Source organism: Streptomyces inhibens, from assembly GCF_003389455.1.
GTDB classification, from domain to species: Bacteria; Actinomycetota; Actinomycetes; order Streptomycetales; family Streptomycetaceae; genus Streptomyces; species Streptomyces inhibens.
Genome location: NZ_QUAC01000185.1, coordinates 41,440 through 58,535, shown reverse-complemented (window position 1 = coordinate 58,535; position 17,096 = coordinate 41,440). Strand labels below are relative to the sequence as shown.

General features: G+C 69.0%; 11 protein-coding genes and 1 pseudogene. 1 reads left to right on the top strand and 11 read right to left on the bottom strand.

Features of this window, described 5'->3' with window-relative positions; all coding sequences use genetic code 11:
- Positions 1-6: 6 nt before the first annotated feature.
- The 3 genes from DY245_RS23295 to DY245_RS23285 all read right to left on the bottom strand — a co-directional run bounded on the left by DY245_RS23295 (position 7) and on the right by DY245_RS23285 (position 5,225).
- On the bottom strand, positions 7-687 hold the full coding sequence (locus DY245_RS23295) for a hypothetical protein (RefSeq protein ID WP_128509201.1): 681 nt from the start codon (positions 685-687) through the stop codon (positions 7-9).
- Between the two features lie 311 nt (positions 688-998).
- Complete coding sequence (locus DY245_RS23290; RefSeq protein ID WP_128509183.1) at positions 999-3,416, bottom strand: SdrD B-like domain-containing protein; 2,418 nt, start codon at positions 3,414-3,416, stop codon at positions 999-1,001.
- 1,266 nt (positions 3,417-4,682) lie between these two features.
- A complete protein-coding gene (locus tag DY245_RS23285) occupies positions 4,683-5,225 on the bottom strand; it encodes a DUF4232 domain-containing protein (RefSeq protein ID WP_128509182.1) in 543 nt (180 codons plus the stop codon).
- 305 nt (positions 5,226-5,530) lie between these two features.
- On the opposite strand from DY245_RS23285, the pseudogene DY245_RS48375 reads away from it, so the two are divergent.
- Positions 5,531-5,614 (top strand): annotated as a pseudogene (locus DY245_RS48375) (DUF317 domain-containing protein); the annotation flags it as partial.
- 31 nt (positions 5,615-5,645) lie between these two features.
- Here DY245_RS48375 and DY245_RS23280 read toward each other — a convergent pair.
- The 8 genes from DY245_RS23280 to DY245_RS23250 all read right to left on the bottom strand — a co-directional run bounded on the left by DY245_RS23280 (position 5,646) and on the right by DY245_RS23250 (position 17,040).
- Positions 5,646-6,380, bottom strand: a complete 735-nt coding sequence (locus tag DY245_RS23280) for a hypothetical protein (RefSeq protein ID WP_128509181.1) — start codon at positions 6,378-6,380, stop codon at positions 5,646-5,648.
- 125 nt (positions 6,381-6,505) lie between these two features.
- Positions 6,506-6,643, bottom strand: coding sequence for a hypothetical protein (locus tag DY245_RS44590; RefSeq protein ID WP_181923822.1), 138 nt, complete (start codon positions 6,641-6,643; stop codon positions 6,506-6,508).
- Between the two features lie 673 nt (positions 6,644-7,316).
- Complete coding sequence (locus DY245_RS23275; RefSeq protein ID WP_128509180.1) at positions 7,317-8,468, bottom strand: substrate-binding domain-containing protein; 1,152 nt, start codon at positions 8,466-8,468, stop codon at positions 7,317-7,319.
- 98 nt (positions 8,469-8,566) lie between these two features.
- The gene (locus tag DY245_RS23270) at positions 8,567-9,607 is read right to left on the bottom strand and encodes an ABC transporter permease (protein WP_128509179.1); all 1,041 of its coding nucleotides are present in this window, start codon (positions 9,605-9,607) and stop codon (positions 8,567-8,569) included.
- Entirely contained in the window at positions 9,604-11,139 is a 1,536-nt protein-coding gene (locus DY245_RS23265; RefSeq protein ID WP_128509178.1) for a sugar ABC transporter ATP-binding protein, read from the bottom strand. The genes DY245_RS23270 and DY245_RS23265 overlap by 4 nt, the downstream gene beginning before the upstream one ends.
- Positions 11,140-11,309: 170 nt before the next feature.
- A complete protein-coding gene (locus tag DY245_RS23260) occupies positions 11,310-14,165 on the bottom strand; it encodes a SpoIIE family protein phosphatase (RefSeq protein ID WP_128509177.1) in 2,856 nt (951 codons plus the stop codon).
- Between the two features lie 243 nt (positions 14,166-14,408).
- A complete protein-coding gene (locus tag DY245_RS23255; RefSeq protein WP_128509176.1) occupies positions 14,409-15,377 on the bottom strand; it encodes a cyclase family protein in 969 nt (322 codons plus the stop codon).
- A 136-nt stretch (positions 15,378-15,513) separates the two neighbouring features.
- Complete coding sequence (locus tag DY245_RS23250; RefSeq protein ID WP_128509175.1) at positions 15,514-17,040, bottom strand: glutamate synthase subunit beta; 1,527 nt, start codon at positions 17,038-17,040, stop codon at positions 15,514-15,516.
- Between the last annotated feature and the right edge of the window lie 56 nt (positions 17,041-17,096).

Sequence of the window (17,096 nt, the reverse complement as noted above, 5' to 3'; positions counted from 1 at the left end):
CAGCGGCTACCGGGTCGGGGTGGTTCCGGGTACCGGCTTGACCGGAACGTACTTGTGGGTGTCGAAATCGATGACTACCGGCTCCGGCTGCGAACCCACGCTGACGCGGACCCGGTACATGGTGCTGTCGGAGCCGATCCAGTAGCGCACGTTGCCCGCCGTACCGGAGCGGTCAGGGGAGGACGGTCCGGTCATGACGTCCACCCAGCGCCCGTCCACCTGCTCCCGCCCCCACCAGGCGGCGCCGTTCTGCGGCAGCAGTTCGGCGTTGTCCGGCCGGTCGCCGCCGAGACCGAGCGCGATGGACAGGGAGGTGTCCAGCGCGCTGCCGGACGACAGCAGCGGACGGTCGTACCAGCCCGAACGGGGCGGCGACGCGGGTGCGTGCGCCGGGGCGTCCGTCATCGGGCGGACGTGCACCGAGGTGGGCGTCCACTGGATCAGCCCGTCGCTGGACTTGTCGCGCCCGGTGCCGTGCACCACGCCGTAACCGACCTTATGCCGATAGTCGACGGACCCGGTGACGGTCAGCCCGCCGGCAGTGCCCGGCACGGTGATCGTCACCGCGCGGCCCTGCGCTTGGTAGTTACGGAATCGCGTGATCGCCAGCCGGCTCGCCTCATCCGTCGTCAGCGGGCGCGGACCGCCGGCGCCGGAGCCGCCGTCGGCGACCAGGAACGCGGCCACCGCGGCCACCGCGACGGCCGCGATGCCGATGACGGTCGCGGCCCGGCGCGACCGCGGCCATCGGCGCCGGTCAGCCGGACGACCCGGTGAGGCTTGCCGGATTCTCACGCTCCGCACGCCGTTCGACGCTGACACTCTCCGATTCATCCTTTCGATCACCACACCGTCCGGCCGCCGCGGGCTCGCGGCGGCACTCGGCAGTCCGGTGGCAGACCACGCCAAGACCGGCCCTCGTGGACCGGCCGAGACGTGATCTGCCCGTCCGCGCCGTCCGGATCGCGGTCGGGCAGATCACCGTTGTGCGGGTTCGTTCAGTGTTGCCGGGCGCGACGATTCCGGGTCACGAACGCGATGACCAGGCCCGCACTCACCAGCAGACCGACGATGCCGATCATCTCCGCCAGCCCGGGCGTACCGGTGTTCGCCAGCGAACCCCCGCCTCCACCGGCCGGGGCCGGGTGGTTGGCAGGCGGCGCGGGCGACGGCGGCGTGGAGGCCGCGGGCGGCGTCGGAGTCGGTGTCGGTGTCGGTGTGGGAGTCGGCGTCGGGGTCGGGGTCGGCGTTTCCTTCGGGATGTACACCCCGGCGTCGATCGTGTGATCGACCCCGCCCGGCTTGTCCGGCGCCGTGACAGGCGCGTAGCCGTTGCACAACGGTCCGGTGGTCGGCGGGGTCACATTGGAGTCGTGCGCACGGTTGGCACCGGCCCGCGGGAGCGTGAACCTCAGCTCGCTCGCCGGGGGCTGCTCGGGCACCTGGCTGGTGTCCGCGGTGCACACGTCGAACTGCACCGTGTACTTCGCGCCCGGCGTGAGCTCGTACGCGGCGCCGACACCCCCGAAGTAGTACTCGCCGGCGGCATTGGTCCTGGTCGTGGCGACCTGTTTGCCGTCCGCGTCCAGCAGGTTGATCGTCGCCCCCGGCAGCAGCACGTGCCCCGGGTCCTGGATCCCGTTGTGGTCGCCGTCGAACCACACGACGTTGCCGATCTGGATCGGCGCGTTCGCCGCCGCGTACGCGATGTCACCGAGCCCGCCGGCCTTGCCGAACCCGCCTTGTACCCCGCTGACGAACTGGAACCCGTTGGCGGCCGGGTTGTTGCCCGGACCCTGACCGGTCGTGATGTCGTGGTACCCGGTCCCTGAGGTCGCGACGTTGACGACCGGGTCGAACTCCGTGCTGACGACCCACTGCTGCTGCGGGATATAGGCCACGGACCCCAGCGCGGTCTCCTGGTGCGCGTTGGCGTAAAAGTCGCCCGGGAAGTATTCGACGACATCGGCGGCCTGGCCGCCATTGTTGGCGGGGGTGGCGTGGTTGGGGCAGCTCCCGGTGCCTTCCCACTGGTATTCACCGGTGGGAGTGGCGCAGACCATGGTGATGTCACCACCGGACATGCCGCTTTCCGCCGTGTCGTTCCCCGGGCGGGGGTCCAGCCCTCCCCAACTGAGCACGTCCATGAACCGGTCGCGGAAACCCAGGATCATCGAGCCGTCGCGGGCGAAGGCGAGGGAAGCCAGCTCCGGCTGCGGATCGATGAAGACGCCGCCCGACTTCCGGTCGTCCCACGTGTCCAGGCCGGTGTTCCACGGGTTCCAGTGGGTGGCCTTGTCGCCGGAACCGAAGACGCTGCCGCGTTCGTCCGTGAGCGGGTGGCTCAGCACCGTGGTGAACCGCTTGCCGTCGTAGGTGGAGACGAAGGCTTTCAGGTCCGCGCGCTGCTGTGTGCTCTCTGCGTTGCACACGCCGCCGACGTGCAGCGTGTTGTTGTGGACCTGGAGACCGAACGGCCGCCAGTCGTCGGGGCTCGCGCACCCCGGGTCCGGGATCGGGACCGTCGACTTGGGCGCCGCGGCGGTGGCCCCTGTCGCGTCGAAGCTCACCAGGCTGCGGGTCCGCAGGTTCACCGCGTACAGCGTGGAGCCGTCCTCCGACAGGGCCAGGCCACCGATGCTCTCCTTGCCCGGCGCGTCGGTGAACCCGGGATCCTTGATCATGTTGGCGGTGTCGTGCCGCGTCACCGCGGCGTCCGGCACCCGCGCGAACAGCTCCGGCGCACCCGAGCCGTTGACCGGCACCGTGTAGATCGCGCCACCACCCTGCGGCCCGTACGGGGTGTACCGGCGGGCGAACGCGCTCTGGAACAGCCGGCTCCGGTACGTGTCGTACGCCAACCCGAACGTCGTGCCCACCTGGGCCTGCGTGGCCAGCGTGGTCGGGCACGCCACATCGGTGGGACACGTGCCCCGGGTCTTCGTCCCGAACGCCACCAAGGCCCGGGTGTCGGTCCCGTTGGCGCCGTTGTGGATCGGCACGAAGTACCGCGAGTCCGGCAGCGCGTAGTCGGCCGGATCCCACACCCCCGTCACCACCGAGGCGTTCTTTCCGCCCGACACATCCACGAACGACGTGAAGCTGTCGAAGTGGTTCCCCGCCGTCGACGCGGGCGCCGCCCGCAGATAGTCGCTGTACGGTGCCGGGATGCTGACGTCGACGCGGTACTGGCCGCCGCTCAGCACGGTCGACTGCGACACCACGACCTTTCCGGTGGCATCCGTGACGCCGGTGACATCGTGCCCGGCGGGGTCGGAGATCTCCACCTTCATGCCCCGCTGCGGCACGTCCATCGTCGCGTTGATCACGCCGGTGCCGAAGAAGTCGCGCAGCACCTCAACCGTCAGCGTGCCGTCGGCGGTCGAAGCGGCGGCCGGTCCGGCCGTCGCTCCCACGGCGCCGCCTGCCAGTAAGAGAACAGATAACCCTATGCGCGCCAGCGGCTTCACAAGCCTGCGGGCCGACCGGCGTGAGTCTCTGCCGACTCGGTTCATGGCATCACACTCCACACTTCTCTTGTCGTGAAAACGAAGCACCCGCTTCTCGCCGCACGTCCACTTCGTGGCCCCAGACGCGGATGCCGACCGCGAACGCCACGGAAAAGAAAAAGGGCCCACCGCTGTTGCGTGGACCGCTTTGTGATGATCGCTTTAGCGTATTGTGGACGAGCCGTAAGTGCCGTGGGCCAGGAAAAGCGAACGCGTGTTCAGAGCCTTGAGCAGGACCGCCCCGGGTTGTGTCTTTTTGCAGATCAACCACGGTACCCTCGCCCCCACCGCCTACCTCACCGACCGCCATCGCGAGCAGCGCGCGATATCTTATCCGCTGGAGGCTCGCCGTCACCAGCAGAACCCCTGGCATCCATCGGGATCCGCGATGGTCCCGGAGCGCCCAGAGAATGGTGATCGGAAGAATGTGCGACAGCGACGTAATGGTCGGATCCGGCCGGTGGGGTGCGTTTATGCCCGGGTGACGCGTCTGGGACGCGCTCGTCACGCAGGGGCGTTGTGTAGCCGAGATTGGTCCACGGTTCGCCTGCTGCATGATTGTTGGGGCGTCATATCTTTTATGCGGAAAGGGGATCCGAACTGTTATGCGGAAAGGGGATCCGAAGTCGTCGCACAGCTCGTCGACCAGGGCCTGGCCGAGCACCCCCATGCACCCAGCACAGCGCTCACGAAACACGCGGTTGCCGATTTCGCCCGAATCGGGAGCAGAGCCATGGTCCCGGCGCTACCCTGCCCGCCAACTAAGGCGCTCAGACTCGCCAACTACGGCGCTCAGCGATGCCGCCCGGCGCGTTGAGCGCGGGTATGCCCCGGCAGTGGGAGACGGCCTCTTGGTCCTACTCGGCGGGGTGGCCTTGAAGTAGGCGAACTGCTGGAAACCGGGCAGCACGCTGTTGAACATCTTCACCCACGCCTTCCCGCCGGAGGGGATGGTCGCGTGGTTGTAGTCCCCCGGCCCCGAGCCGTACTTTTGGCCGATCGTGCAGGTGCCGCCTTGCGAAGGCACGAGGTGGAAGCGATCCCGGCCGTTCGAGCAGTGGCCGGCCCTTTCCAGGTAGACCCCGTTCCCGGTGATGCACCAGGTGTTGTAGCCGCCCCAGTTGGCGCTCTGGGACGTGAGGGTGAAGGGAAGCTCAGAGGCTGTCCAGTCGGTTACCGCCCGACCGGGTTGATGTAGGTGGCCGGGTGGGTGGCGCCGTCCTGCTTGAGGATCTGGCCGCCGAACGGCCACTTCAGGGTGAAGTGCTCCGTCTCGTTCGGCGGTGTGACCAGGAAGTTCGCCGGAACGAACTTCTCCTTCTGCGGCGTGGACTTGGCCACCGGGAGCAGGGTGATGCTGAAGTCCACCGTGTCCCCCTGCTCCAGGATCATCTTTTCGGGCTTCTTGGAGGAGCGCGCCAGCGACCAGGTGCCGTCGGTCTCCTGAGCGCCGATCATGTCGACACCGGCGAAGCCGGACAGGGTGCAGGTGCGCTTGCTCTGGTTGGTGAACCAGATGTACGCCTGGGTCTGCTTCTCGGTCTGCTCCATCTCCGGCCTCGCGTCATCCCCCGTGGCGAAGCCGGCCTTCAGGTCGGCGGTGTGGCAGCGGGTCGGCTCGGCTTGGGCGGGGGCGGCCGAGGCCGGGATGGCGGTAGCGGCAGTGCCGGCGACGACGACGGCCGTGAAGGCTAAGGCGGTCAGCTTGCTCTTCATGTCGGGTTCCCCTCGAAGGCAAATCGGCGCGCGAGGTCAGCGCGCGCCTACGCACCTGAAGATGTGCAATGCCTGGGGGAGGTTCGGTGTGCCGGAGAGCCTTTTCCCGACAGTCAGGGTGCGGGCCGTTGTGGCGTCGCGGGGAGGGCACCGCAACGGCTCGCGACCTCGCTCAGCTTCCGGTCCAGCAAAGCCAGTTCGCCTGGGGCAGACGCGAAAGATCCACGAAAGACCGGCCAAGGTCGCAGAGGCATGTCAACGTAGACATCTTCCCGGAAAACCCCAGGTCAGAGAGGTGATTGCTCGTGATCGTGGCCCCGGTGAGCCCCGGTTTTCCCACCACTGCCGAAGCCCTGCGGCTGCGCGAGTGGCAGCTCGGCCCGGGCCAGCGCTGCGAAGGGTAGGTGCGGGATCTCGGCCTCAACTCCGACACTCCGAGCGACTGCCGTCCGGTCCCATAGACGCCGTCACAGCATTCACAGCACACGATCCGTGTGGGAAAAGTTCGGACCGCGTAGGCGAACCCAGCACAGAGGCAGGGCCAAGGAGCGCGAACTTGGAGGCTTCCGGGGCGTGCAACCAACGGAACACGAAACCGAGCCCGACGAGCACGGCGCGTGGATGAGGTAGAGGGCGAAGGCGTGGCGAGACGGGAACCCGGCGGTGGCCCCGTCGGTTGAGACGTTCGCGGAAGGAGACGGTCAGACCAAGGACCATGCCCACCGCGAACCTCGACTCCCACGCGGACGAGACCAGCGACTGGCACGTGCCGCGCCCGCCGAGCGCTCCTACCTTCACCGTGGTGACGAAGGGGAGGTACGCGAGCGTCGTGGCGGTGGCGACGGCGAAGCCCACACGGCCCGCGGCGCGGGAGAGGGGCTGTGGCCAGCCATGACGGTAGGCGAGCACGTCGAGGACGATGAAACTGGTGTACTCCGGCATGAAGCTGGGGCTGGGCAGGCCGAGGACGGGCACGTAGGTCTCGTTCGGTACGACAAAGCGGCACAGGTACGTGGCCAGGGCAAGCGTGATGGTGAAGACGACGACGGTGAGCGGCCGCGGGGGCCGAGCCGTCTCACGGCCGGCCTCCCCGGCGGAGTCGAGCAGGTGGAGTGCACCACGGCGGCGGACAAGGGCGTAGAGCACGGCGAACACGAGGAGCACCTAGACGAACCGCAGCGGGCCCGCATCCCAACTCGACACGTAATAAAGGCAGTAGGGAAGGGACTGGCGGTGCTCGGCGAATGCGGCCCCCAGATCGGCGTACCCGCCGAAGCCCGTCAGGGGACGTATAGCAGAAGGAAAGCGAGCAGGGGAACGCCGAGCCGCTTGAGGCAGTCCCGGAGGAACGGCCGGGCGCCCTTGCGGTCGTAGGAGGCCGGTGTGAAGTACCCGGCGATCATGAAGAAGAAGCCCATGAAGAACGATGATCTGGACGTGTCGCGCCTTCTCGATGAACGAGCGTTCCGGCTTCCGCGACTCCCGCTCGCCCTTCCTGGCGTAGGACTGGCCACCAGGATCATTTTTGACCGTGTGGCCAGGATCTTGGACACAAGGCCAACTGCCGGCCATGCCGCCCGCGTTGAGCCGTCACCCGGCGCCTCAACGGCAATGGATCCCGAACCGCCCGTCAGGCCAAAGACTTCCGCCTCTGACACGTCCACGGCCACTCGCCCCCTCAGCAGCACCAGGCCGACGGACCGCGCCATGCGCGTGGCGAGAGCTGCGTCAGCCGCATTGGCCATGTGGTCTGCAGTGGTCGGCGCGGGGGCCGGCCCCCGTTCGATTCTCCCCAAGGCCATGAAGCGGCGCAGTGAGCCCGGAGTCGAGGGACGACCGCTCGGTTGCTGGCCTGCTGGCGGTTACTGAAAGTCACTGCCAGGGCTTGAAGGGAGGGTGCAGATTTTGCACACTGCTGCCTCCGTGAGTCGCGTTGCGTAGGGGTTGTTGGAGGCCCGGTGCAACGCCGGTATGTGGTTGGTGTTCGTGTCGTAGATCGTGCCGAGGAGGGGTGGCGCTCATGGGATCGCTGCCCACGACGAGATCGTGGTGTGCGCTCTGCGGGGGCCTGAGTGTGGTGTGTCCCGGGGCCTACCTGCCCCAGAATTTCCGGTACGCCGCGCGGTAGCCAGGTGGGTCCCACGATGTGACTCCGTGGCTGTTGGCGGCCGTGGCGATATGTACGGGGGCGATGTATCCGCTGGCGGGTCTGCCGGAGAAGGCGCGGTTGAATTCGTCGATGATCTGCCAGCCCTGCTGGGCGAGTGGCTCGGGAACGGTGGCTGTCTGGAACTGCCTGCTGTTGATGCGTTGGAAGGCGGAGGGGTCGCCGTCGCCCGCGCCGATGTTATAGGGGGCGGCGCCGCCCTTCTTGCGGGCTGCGCGCAGGGCCGGGGCGGCGTCGGCGAAGTACACGTCGTTGATGGCGACGGAGTGGGTCCATCTGTCCCGGAAGCGGGAGAGGAGCGAGGAGACTTCCTGGGGAGTCCGGCTGCTGGTGTCCGAGATCGGGATGTTCTCCTCCGCGAGAAGCTTCACGCTGGGGCAGGTGGCGAGTTCTTTCTTGATGAGTTCGGACTTGTTCCTGGCGAACGGAATCGAGGCATCGGTGAACACGACGACTCCGGCGTTGCCGTGGGAGTGCGTGATGATCCAGTCCGCGCTGATCTTCGCGACATCCTGGACCTTGGTGGTGATGTTGCTGAAGAGCTTGGGGTCCTTGCTCGGGCCGGGGGAGTCGACCGCGTGCCAGCCGATGAGCGGGATGTGTTCCGCGTTGGCCTTCGCGACCTGCTGGGACGTCAGATGGGGGTCGAAGCCGCCGATGACGATGCCCGAGGGCCGGAGGGCGATGGCTTGGCTGAATGCCGCTTGGATCCCGGCGGGGGTGCCCTGACCGTCGATCACCCGGACGTTCCAGCCGATGGCTTGCGCGGCTTCCTTGACGCCCTTGGCGGCGCCTGCGACGCCGGGGTTGGTCATGGTCTGCGCGACGTAGACGATCTTTTTGCCGGAGGCTGCCCTGGGGCCGGTGGTGGGGCCGTTCCAGGTGAAGTTGGTCTTCTCGGCCCGCTGGACGGCCGCTTTGTCTCTCGCCAGGACGGTGGGGCAGCCGGCTTTTGTCGGCCCTGCCGAGGAGGGCCCGGCGCCGGTCGACGCGCCGCGCTCGCAGCCGACGAGGACACCGGCCGCCAGTGCCAGCACGACTGCGCTGCTGACCGCGGCCTGACGGTTCGGGTGCACGGGCGCTCCTGGCGGAGGGGACGACACGGAGAGGGCGACACGGCGACGACGCGGAGAGGACGGCGGGGAGGGGGCGGCCGGGTGGGGACAGGTGGAGGTCACGAGGTGACTTTGGGCAGGTCATGGTGTGTTCGGGGAGGTTCCGTCCGTCGTTGGCGCAGCTGTCGGCGAGCGGCATAGCCGGCCATGCCGACGGCGATGAGCAGGGTGGCGCCGTTGAACAGCGGGGTGACCCAGAATTGGGCGCCGAGCTGGCCGATGCCGGCGAGGCCGATGGCGAGGATGACGACGGCGACCAGGGTGCCCAGGGCGTTTGCGCGGCCGGGTTTGATCGCGGTGGAGCCGAGCAGCGCACCGACGAAGGCGGGCAGCAGGTAGTCCTGGCCGACGCTGGGGTTGCCGATGCGCTGCTGCGCGGCGAGCAGCACTCCGGCGATGCCGACGATCAGGCCCGATCCGGCGAAGGCGTAGATGACGTAGCGCCGGGTGGGGATGCCCACCAGGTCGGCGGTGCGGGGGTTGGAGCCGATGACGTACAGATACCGGCCGAGCGGCAGTCGTTCCAGGAGCAGCCACAGGACGGCGGTGAGGGCGAGGACGTAGAAGGCGGGCACCGGCAGGCCGAGGAATCTGGAGTCGTAGAGGTCGGTGAAGGCGGCCGGCAGTCCGTGCGGGCCGGGGACGATCCGGGCCCCGTTGGTGATCCAGCCGGTGAGCGCGTACAGGATGCTGCCGGTGCCAAGGGTGGCGATAAAGGAGTCGATCTTCGCGAATTCGACGACGACGCCGTTGAAGGTGCCGACGACCGCCCCGCCGAGGACCACCACGAGGCAGGTGAGTGGCCAGGGCCACGCTTCGTTGGCGATGAGCTGCATCGTCATGACGTGTGCGAGGCCGAGGCCGTAGCCGATGGACAGGTCGAACTTGGCGGTGACGATGGGGATCATCGCGCCGAGCGCGAGCATGGCGGGGATCGACTGGTTGGACAGGACCTCGGAGATGTTGTCCAGGGTGGGAAAGGTGTCCGGCAGGGTGAGGGAGAAGGCCAGGAACAGCAGGGCGGTGAGGGCCAAGAGGCCGTAGGCGCCGACGAGGTGACCGAAGCGGCGGCCCAGCGGGGGACGGGGGGAGGGAGTCATGGTCTCGTTGTCCAGGTCAGGGCGGCCATGGCCGAGGAGGCGTGGGCGAGTTCGGTGACGGTGAGGGCCTTGCCGCTCAGCTCCACCGTCACCGCCCCGCGGACGAATACCAGGGCTCGATGGCACACGTTGGCGACCTCCTCGAAGTCGGTGGAGATGAGCAGGACGGCGAGGCCTTCGGCCAGCGCGTCCTGGAGCAGGCGGTAGATCGCCGTCTTGGCGCTGATGTCCACCCCGGCGGTCGGCTCTTCGAGGATCAGCAGGCTCCGGCTCATCCTGAGCCACCGGCCGACCATGACCTTCTGCTGGTTGCCCCCGGACAGGGTGGCGATCGGTGCCTCGCTGTCCCGGGGGTACACCGAGAACCGTTTGATCAGCTCAGTGGCCTCGGCCCGCTCGCGGCGGGGGCTGATCCAGTGCAGGGCCGGCAGGCCGTCCGCCCGAGGGTTGGCCAGGAAGTTTTCCCGTACGGTCAGTTCGGCGGCGCAGCCCTCTTCCTGACGGTCGCTGGTCACGAAGCCGACGCCGGAGTCGACGGCGGCCGCGACCGTGCCCGGTTCGTACGGTCGGCCGTCGAGCAGGACCCGTCCGTCCACGATCTGCCGGGCGCCGGCGAGGGCGCGGCCCAGTTCCATGTGTCCGGCGCCGGTGAGGCCCACCATGCCGAGGATCTCACCGGCGCGCAGTTCCAGGCTGACCGGTGCCGTGTTGTCGGTCCGTACGCGCTCAAGGCTCAGCACGGCCGGGCCTGCGGCGGGGGCGATCCGGTAGCCGCCCGGTTCGTGGCCCACGATGTCGTGCACCAACTGGGCCGGACTGTGGTCGGCGAGCGGGCCCTGGCTGATGAGGTGGCCGTCGCGCAGGACGGCGAAGACGTCGGCGACCTTGTACACCTCGTCGAGCCGGTGGGTGACGTAGACGATGGCATGGCCCTGGTCGCGCAGGGTGTGCAGTACGTCGAAGAGCCGGGCGCAGTCCGCCGCCGGGAGGCTCGCGGTCGGCTCGTCAAGGACGATGAGTTCGGCTTGAGTGGACAGTGCGCGGGCAATGGCCACCAGAGAGCGTTCGGCTCGCGGGAGGTCGGCGAGGGTGGCGCGCGGGTCGAGATGTGCGGCGACGATGCCCAGGGCCTCGGTGCATTGCTTCTGGGTCCTCCGCCAGGACAGCAGTCCGGCGCGGCGTGGATAGCCGGTGCCCAGGGCGATGTTCTCGGCGACCGTCATCCACTCGACCAGTCCCAGGTCCTGGTGGATGAAGGACATGGTGCGGGAGGCCGCTTCGGTGCCGAGCGGGTGTCCGGCAACGGTCACCTCGCCCTCGTCCGCGTGGTGGACGCCCGCAAGTACCTTGATGAGGGTGGACTTTCCGGCACCGTTGGGGCCGAGCAGGGCGAGGATGCTGCCGGAGTGGATGTCGAGGTCGACCGTGTCCAGCGCGAGTGTGCCGCCGAACCGCTTGCTGAGACCGCGTATACGGACGAGAGGCTCCGGGCCATGGCGCGCGGGAGGGGTGCTGTCAGGAGCGTCATGCACAGACTTCTCCGGGGGTCGGCCTCTTGGTACTTCCCGACTGAATCGGCAATGCTGCTGAACGCTTCGCGGCGGTGATTGCGCCGTGTGGTGTGGTCTCGCGGTGCATTACCCGGACCGGTTACCGCATTTCCGCCATGCTACGGCCCCTTTTGACTTCGAGGCCGGATGGGCTATTCGATGGCGGGAATGTCGTCGAAGCATATTTCGACGGTTTCGGGCTTTCCTGCGGACACTTCCAGTGCGCATTCGGCCCATATGACCTTGCCGTTGGGGGTGTAGCGGGTGCCCCAGGCCTGGGTGAGTTGTGCGACGAGGAACAGGCCGCGGCCGCCCTCGTCGGTGGTGGCCGCGTGGCGCAGGTGCGGGGCGGTGCTGCTGGTGTCGGAGACCTCGCAGGTCAGTGTGCGGTCGTAGAGCAGGCGTACCTGGATGGGGCCGGTGCCGTAGCGGATGGCGTTGGTGACCAGCTCGCTGAGCAGTAGTTCGGTGGAGAAGGCGACCTCGTCCAGCCCCCATGCGGCCAGTTGGTGCGTCACGGCGGCGCGGATGCCGGAGACGAGTGCCGGGTCGGCCGGCAGGTCCCAGGTGGCGATGCGGTGCGGGTCCAGGGCGTGGGTGCGGGCGACGAGCAGTGCGATGTCGTCGGCGGGGTGGTTGGGCACCACGCTCTGGAGAACTGCCTCACAGGTCTCCTCCGGTGGGCGGTTCGGGTGGGCCACGGCTCGGCGCAGCTGGTCGAGGGCCGTGTCGAAGTCGCGGTGGCGGTCCGCGATGAGTCCGTCGGTGTAGAGGACGAGCTGGCTGCCTTCGGGGAGGTGGAACTCGGCCGTTTCGAAGGGGAGACCGCCCAGGCCCAGCGGCGGACCTGCGGGCAGGTCGGGGAAGGTGACGGTGCCGTCGGGGCCGACCAGCGCGGGCGGGAGGTGGCCGGCGCGGGCCATGACGCACTTTTGCGAGGTCGGGTCGTAGATGGCGTACAGGCAGGTGGCGCCGATGATGCCGGTGCCGCCGGCGGAGCGTTCCTCGCCGCCCTCGTCCCGGTCGAGGCGCCCCACGAGATTGTCCAGGTGTGTGAGGACCTCGTCCGGGCCGAGGTCCAGTTCGGCGAAGTTGCGCGCGGCGGTGCGCAGTCGGCCCATGGTGGCGGCGGCGTGCAGCCCATGGCCGACGACATCCCCGACGACGAGCGCGACGCGGGCGCTGGAGAGGGGAATGACGTCGAACCAGTCTCCGCCGACTCCGGACTCGGCGGGCATATAGCGGTAGGCGACCTCGACGGCGTTCAGCTCGGGGAAGCTGTGCGGCAGCAGGCTGCGCTGCAGAGCAAGGACCATGGTGTGCTCGCGGGTGTAACGGCGGGCGTTGTCGATGCAGATGGCGGCGCGGGTGGTGAGTTCCTGGGCCAGCGAACGGTCGTCGTCCCCGAAGGGGGCAGGGTCCCGCGAGCGGTAGAAGCTTGCGACGCCCAGGGCGATGCCGCGGGCGAGGAGGGGGACGGCGATGAGGGAGTGGACGTTGTGGTCGAGGAGGTCCTGGGCGTGCCCGGGGTCCTGGGCGATCCAGCCTGTGGCAGTCCTCAGGTCGGGCTCAAGTACCGGCTGCCCGCTGGCCAGACAACGGAGCTGGGGTGTGGAGGAGCGAAGGTCGACCCGTCCACCGGCAGGGTAGAAGGGGCAGTCTTCGCGGATGCCGTGGACCACCGTGCGGTAGAGACCGGTGCGGGGGTCGGTCGGCTCCTCGCCGCGCAGTACGGCCTCGGGAAGGTCGATGGTGACGAAGTCGGCCAGGCGCGGGACAGCCATCTCGGCGAGTTCCCGGGCGGTGCGGCTCACGTCCAGGGTGGTGCCGATGCGGGTGCTGGCCTCGGACAGCAGCTCCAGGCGGCGTCGGGCCGCCACCGCGTACTTCCCCACTCCCGGCTCGCCCACCAGCACCAGCCCACTGGTCGCCCTGTCGGCGGTGCTTCCGGCGGCGCCCGGCGTGCCGGGCCTGCGGACCGTCGTGGCCGCCCGGCCGAGTACGGCGCCGGGAAGGTGCCCGGGCAGCGGGGCGGTGGGGGCGAGCGCCTGAGGTGCCAGGGGGCGGGGCGATACGTCGGCTTCGACGGGGACGGCGAGGCGCTGTTGCGGTGAGGGGAAGACCGCTTCGATGACGACGCCCTCCACCCCGGAGGGGCTGGTCACCGGGCGGCTCAGCAAGGTGACCCGCCGTCCGCCGGGCAGGGGTACCTCGACGGCGGCTCGCTGCGGCGAGGAGATCAGATCGGCGGCCTTCTCCTTGAGGATCAATTCGTCACGCCAGTCCAGTCCGCCCTCAGAGAGCTCGCCCAGCTGGCCGTTGTCTGTCGTTTCGCCGGCCGGGGCGCGGCGCCTGGCGTCGAGGTACGCGTCGAGCAGGGCGCGTTCCCGCGTCGAACTCTGCTCCAGCAGCCGCCGTTCGATGGCGCGGGCTGCCTTGCGGATCACGGAATTCAGCGCCACATCCGCATCGGTGAGCGGATAGCCGAAGCAGAGAACGCCTTCTATGCGCCCACTGAGCAGGTCCCGGATGGGAATTGCCGAACATGCATTTGATTGCGAGCGTTCGGCGAAGTGCTCGGCGCCGTAGACGTTGATCAGCTGTCTTTCCGCAAGTGCCAGACCGATTCCGTTGGTTCCGCCGAACTGCTCGGCGAACACGAAGCCCGGGACACTCTGGATCGCGGCCAGACGCCTGACCAGAGAGGTGTCGCCGAAACGGCGTTGCAGCACTGCCCCGCGTCCATCGGCAAGGGACACATTCATGTTCCTGCCCTCGAACCTGGACTGCAGCCGGTCCATGACGGGCGCGGCGGCGCGGGCGAGCCGGCCGTCCAGATCGAGATCTTGGAGGAAGGGAAGCTCGCATCCGTCCGGCGAGAGCCCCAGCGATCGGGAACGCTGCCACGAATTCAGGATCGGGCTTCTCACGTTCCCCTCGACCGACCCACCGCGAAGGAACTGCTCACGGGCGCGTGCGGGGCCGATGCCATCTGCCACGAGCCCCATCCAAATCACTTCCCATATCGGTACGTGCCGCTATGGCCGCCCGTACGTCGGAGCAGCTGTACCGTTTGATCCAATTGTAGAGCTTTGCACATATAACGGTACTGAGCGCGGACAGGGAAGAGAAGCGCGGGGCTCGCATTCCGGAGCCAGGTTGTGTCGACGGTGATGACCTGGCCTTACCGGGCTTGCCGGACGCCGTCCGGACACTGCCGGCGGCGGTATCGGTGCCATGCGGCTCGGCCCTCACAGAACCGCGACCGGATTGACGGGCGAGCCCGTGCCGCCGGGGATGTTCAGGGGAGCTACCAGGAGTAGGAACTCGTAACGGCCCGTCTCGGCGCCGGCGGCGGAGAGCGCTTCGAGGTCGAGGTTGTCCAGGAGCGGCACTCCCATCGCGGCGACGGCGAGCGCATGGACCGGCGAATGCAGCCCCTCGACCGGCGAGGGCCGTACGTCGCTGTCGCCGTCGCCGCTGAGCAGGGCGATGCCGCGCTCGGCCAGTAGAGGCATCGCGTCCACGTGGAGGCCGGCGCTCGCCGTGTCGGGATCCCAGGCGCCCAGCTCCTGGCGACGGCGGAAGCTGCCGGACCGCAGCAGCACCGCGTCACCGTCGCCGATCGTCACATCGAGCGCCTTCTCCGCGGCAACGATGTCCTCGGCGTGCACAGCCCGTCCGGGTTCCAGCCACTTGCCCCCCAGGACAGCGGGCAGATCGAGGAGTACGCCTTTGGTCACGAGGGCGCCAAGCGCTGATACGGCACCGAAGCGGGCACCTCCGGCGTCGATGAGCTCGCGCGCGATGCGCCCGTCGTAGAGCTGTCCGCGGTAGGCGACGTGGGACAGCGCGTCCAGATGGCTGACGGCCTTGCCGTGGTAGTCGACGGCGATGAAGTCCTTGTGTGTGGAGGGCTCAGCAGGATCGACATCGCCGAGATCGGACATGTAGTGCAGGGCGGGCTTGCTGTTGTCAGGGCCGGGCACCGTGTTCCAGGGGCGCGCCATCGGGACGACCGTTCCGGACCGGACCAGGGCGGCGGCCCGCCGTACATGGTCGGGAGTCACCCGGTTCCAGGCACCGCGGTCGGCAGGGGCCCAGCGGCCCCACGTACGGACCGTCGCGAACAGCGCATCGAACTCCTGGCGGGAGACGGCGGGCCCCTTACCGGTGCCGGCCGGCGGGGGAGCCGGTACATCGCCGGGGTTCTTGGTCATCTGCTACTCAGCGCTCCAAGGGGAGACGGGGACGGCGCCGACAAGGACCACCAATGGAGCCGGGCCGCTGGGTTCGGCAGCCGGTAGCGCGCGAGGCGGCTGGTGGTGCCCGCGGCGGCAGCGGCTGCCTGTGGCATCACGCCACCAGGGGCCGGTCCATCGGGGTGATGGGCGCCGGGAGCTCGGTGGAACCGGTCAGATAGCGGTCCGTGGCCGCCGCGGTGGCCCGTCCCTCCGCGATGGCCCACACCACGAGGGACTGGCCGCGCCCCGCGTCACCCGCCACGAAGACCCCGTCCGTCTTGGCACGGACCGCCGGCTCGGCCCGCTCCGCCCGCTCGCCCCGCTCGGCCGTTCCGGCCGCGAAGCTGACATCCCGGGCGAAGTTCCCCCGCTCGTCCAAGGTGAGCCCGAGCTGCTCCATCAGACCGCTGCCCCGTTCCGGGCCGCAGAAGCCGAGGGCGAGCAGGACCAGCTCCGCCGGGATCACCCGCTCGGTGTCCGGCCGCGGCCTTCTGGCCGTGGGCTCCACTTCCGTCAGGCACAGCGCGCGCACCTGGCCTGCCGTGCCGGCTTCGAAACGGAGGGTGGCGGAGGAGAAGAGCCTCGGATCCGTGCCCTCCCGGCCCCGGGCCTCTTCATGGGCGTGGGAGATCCGGTAGACCTTCGGATACGTGGGCCAGGGCTCGGTGTCCGGCCGGGCGTCACCCGGCTCCGGGTTGATGTCGAGCTGCACCACGGAGGCCGCGCCCTGGCGCAAGGCGGTGCCCAGGCAGTCCGAGCCGGTGTCCCCACCACCGACGATCACCACATGCTTGCCCTCGGCGGTGACGGGGGACGAGGCGTAGTCGCCCTCCCCGACCCGGTTGGCGAGGGTCAGGTAGTCCATGGCCTGATGGATGCCGTGCAGCTCGCGGCCGGGGACGGGGAGCTCCCGTCGCTCCATGGCTCCGACGGCGATGACCACCGCGTCGTGGCGCCTTCTGAGCTCGGTGGCGTCAAGATCGCCGCCGACGTCCACACCCGTGCGGAACTTGGTTCCCTCCGCCCGCATCTGCTCGATGCGGCGGTTCAGCTGCTGCTTCTCCAGCTTGAACGAGGGGATGCCGTAGCGCAGCAGTCCGCCAATGCGGTCGGCGCGCTCGTAGACGGCGACGGTGTGACCGATACGGGTGAGCTGCTGCGCCGCCGCCAGCCCCGCAGGCCCGGAACCGATGACGGCGACGGTCTTCCCGCTGAGCCGCTCCGGCGGATGCGGGGGCGCGTACCCGCGCTCCCATATCTGGTCGGCGATGGCCTGCTCGACGTTCTTGATCGTCACCGGATCGGCATTGAGGGCCAGCACGCAGGCGTCCTCGCACGGCGCCGGGCACAGCCGTCCGGTGAACTCGGGGAAGTTGTTCGTCGCGTGCAGCCGCTCGGCCGCGGCTCGCCAGTTGCCCCGCGTGGCGTACGCGTTCCACTCGGGGATGAGATTTCCCAGCGGGCAGCCGCTGTGGCAGAACGGTATGCCGCAGTCCATGCAGCGGCCCGCCTGCTCCGACACGAGCGGAAGCAGCGCCTGTCCCGCGTAGACCTCGTTCCAGTCGTTGAGCCGTTCTTCGACGGGGCGCGGCGGTACGGGCCGACGGGGGATCTTGAGGAAGCCGTAAGGGTCGGTCATGCGCCGCCTCCATCGCTCACTCGCGGTGCAATACGGCGTTTTCGCCAGCGTACGCC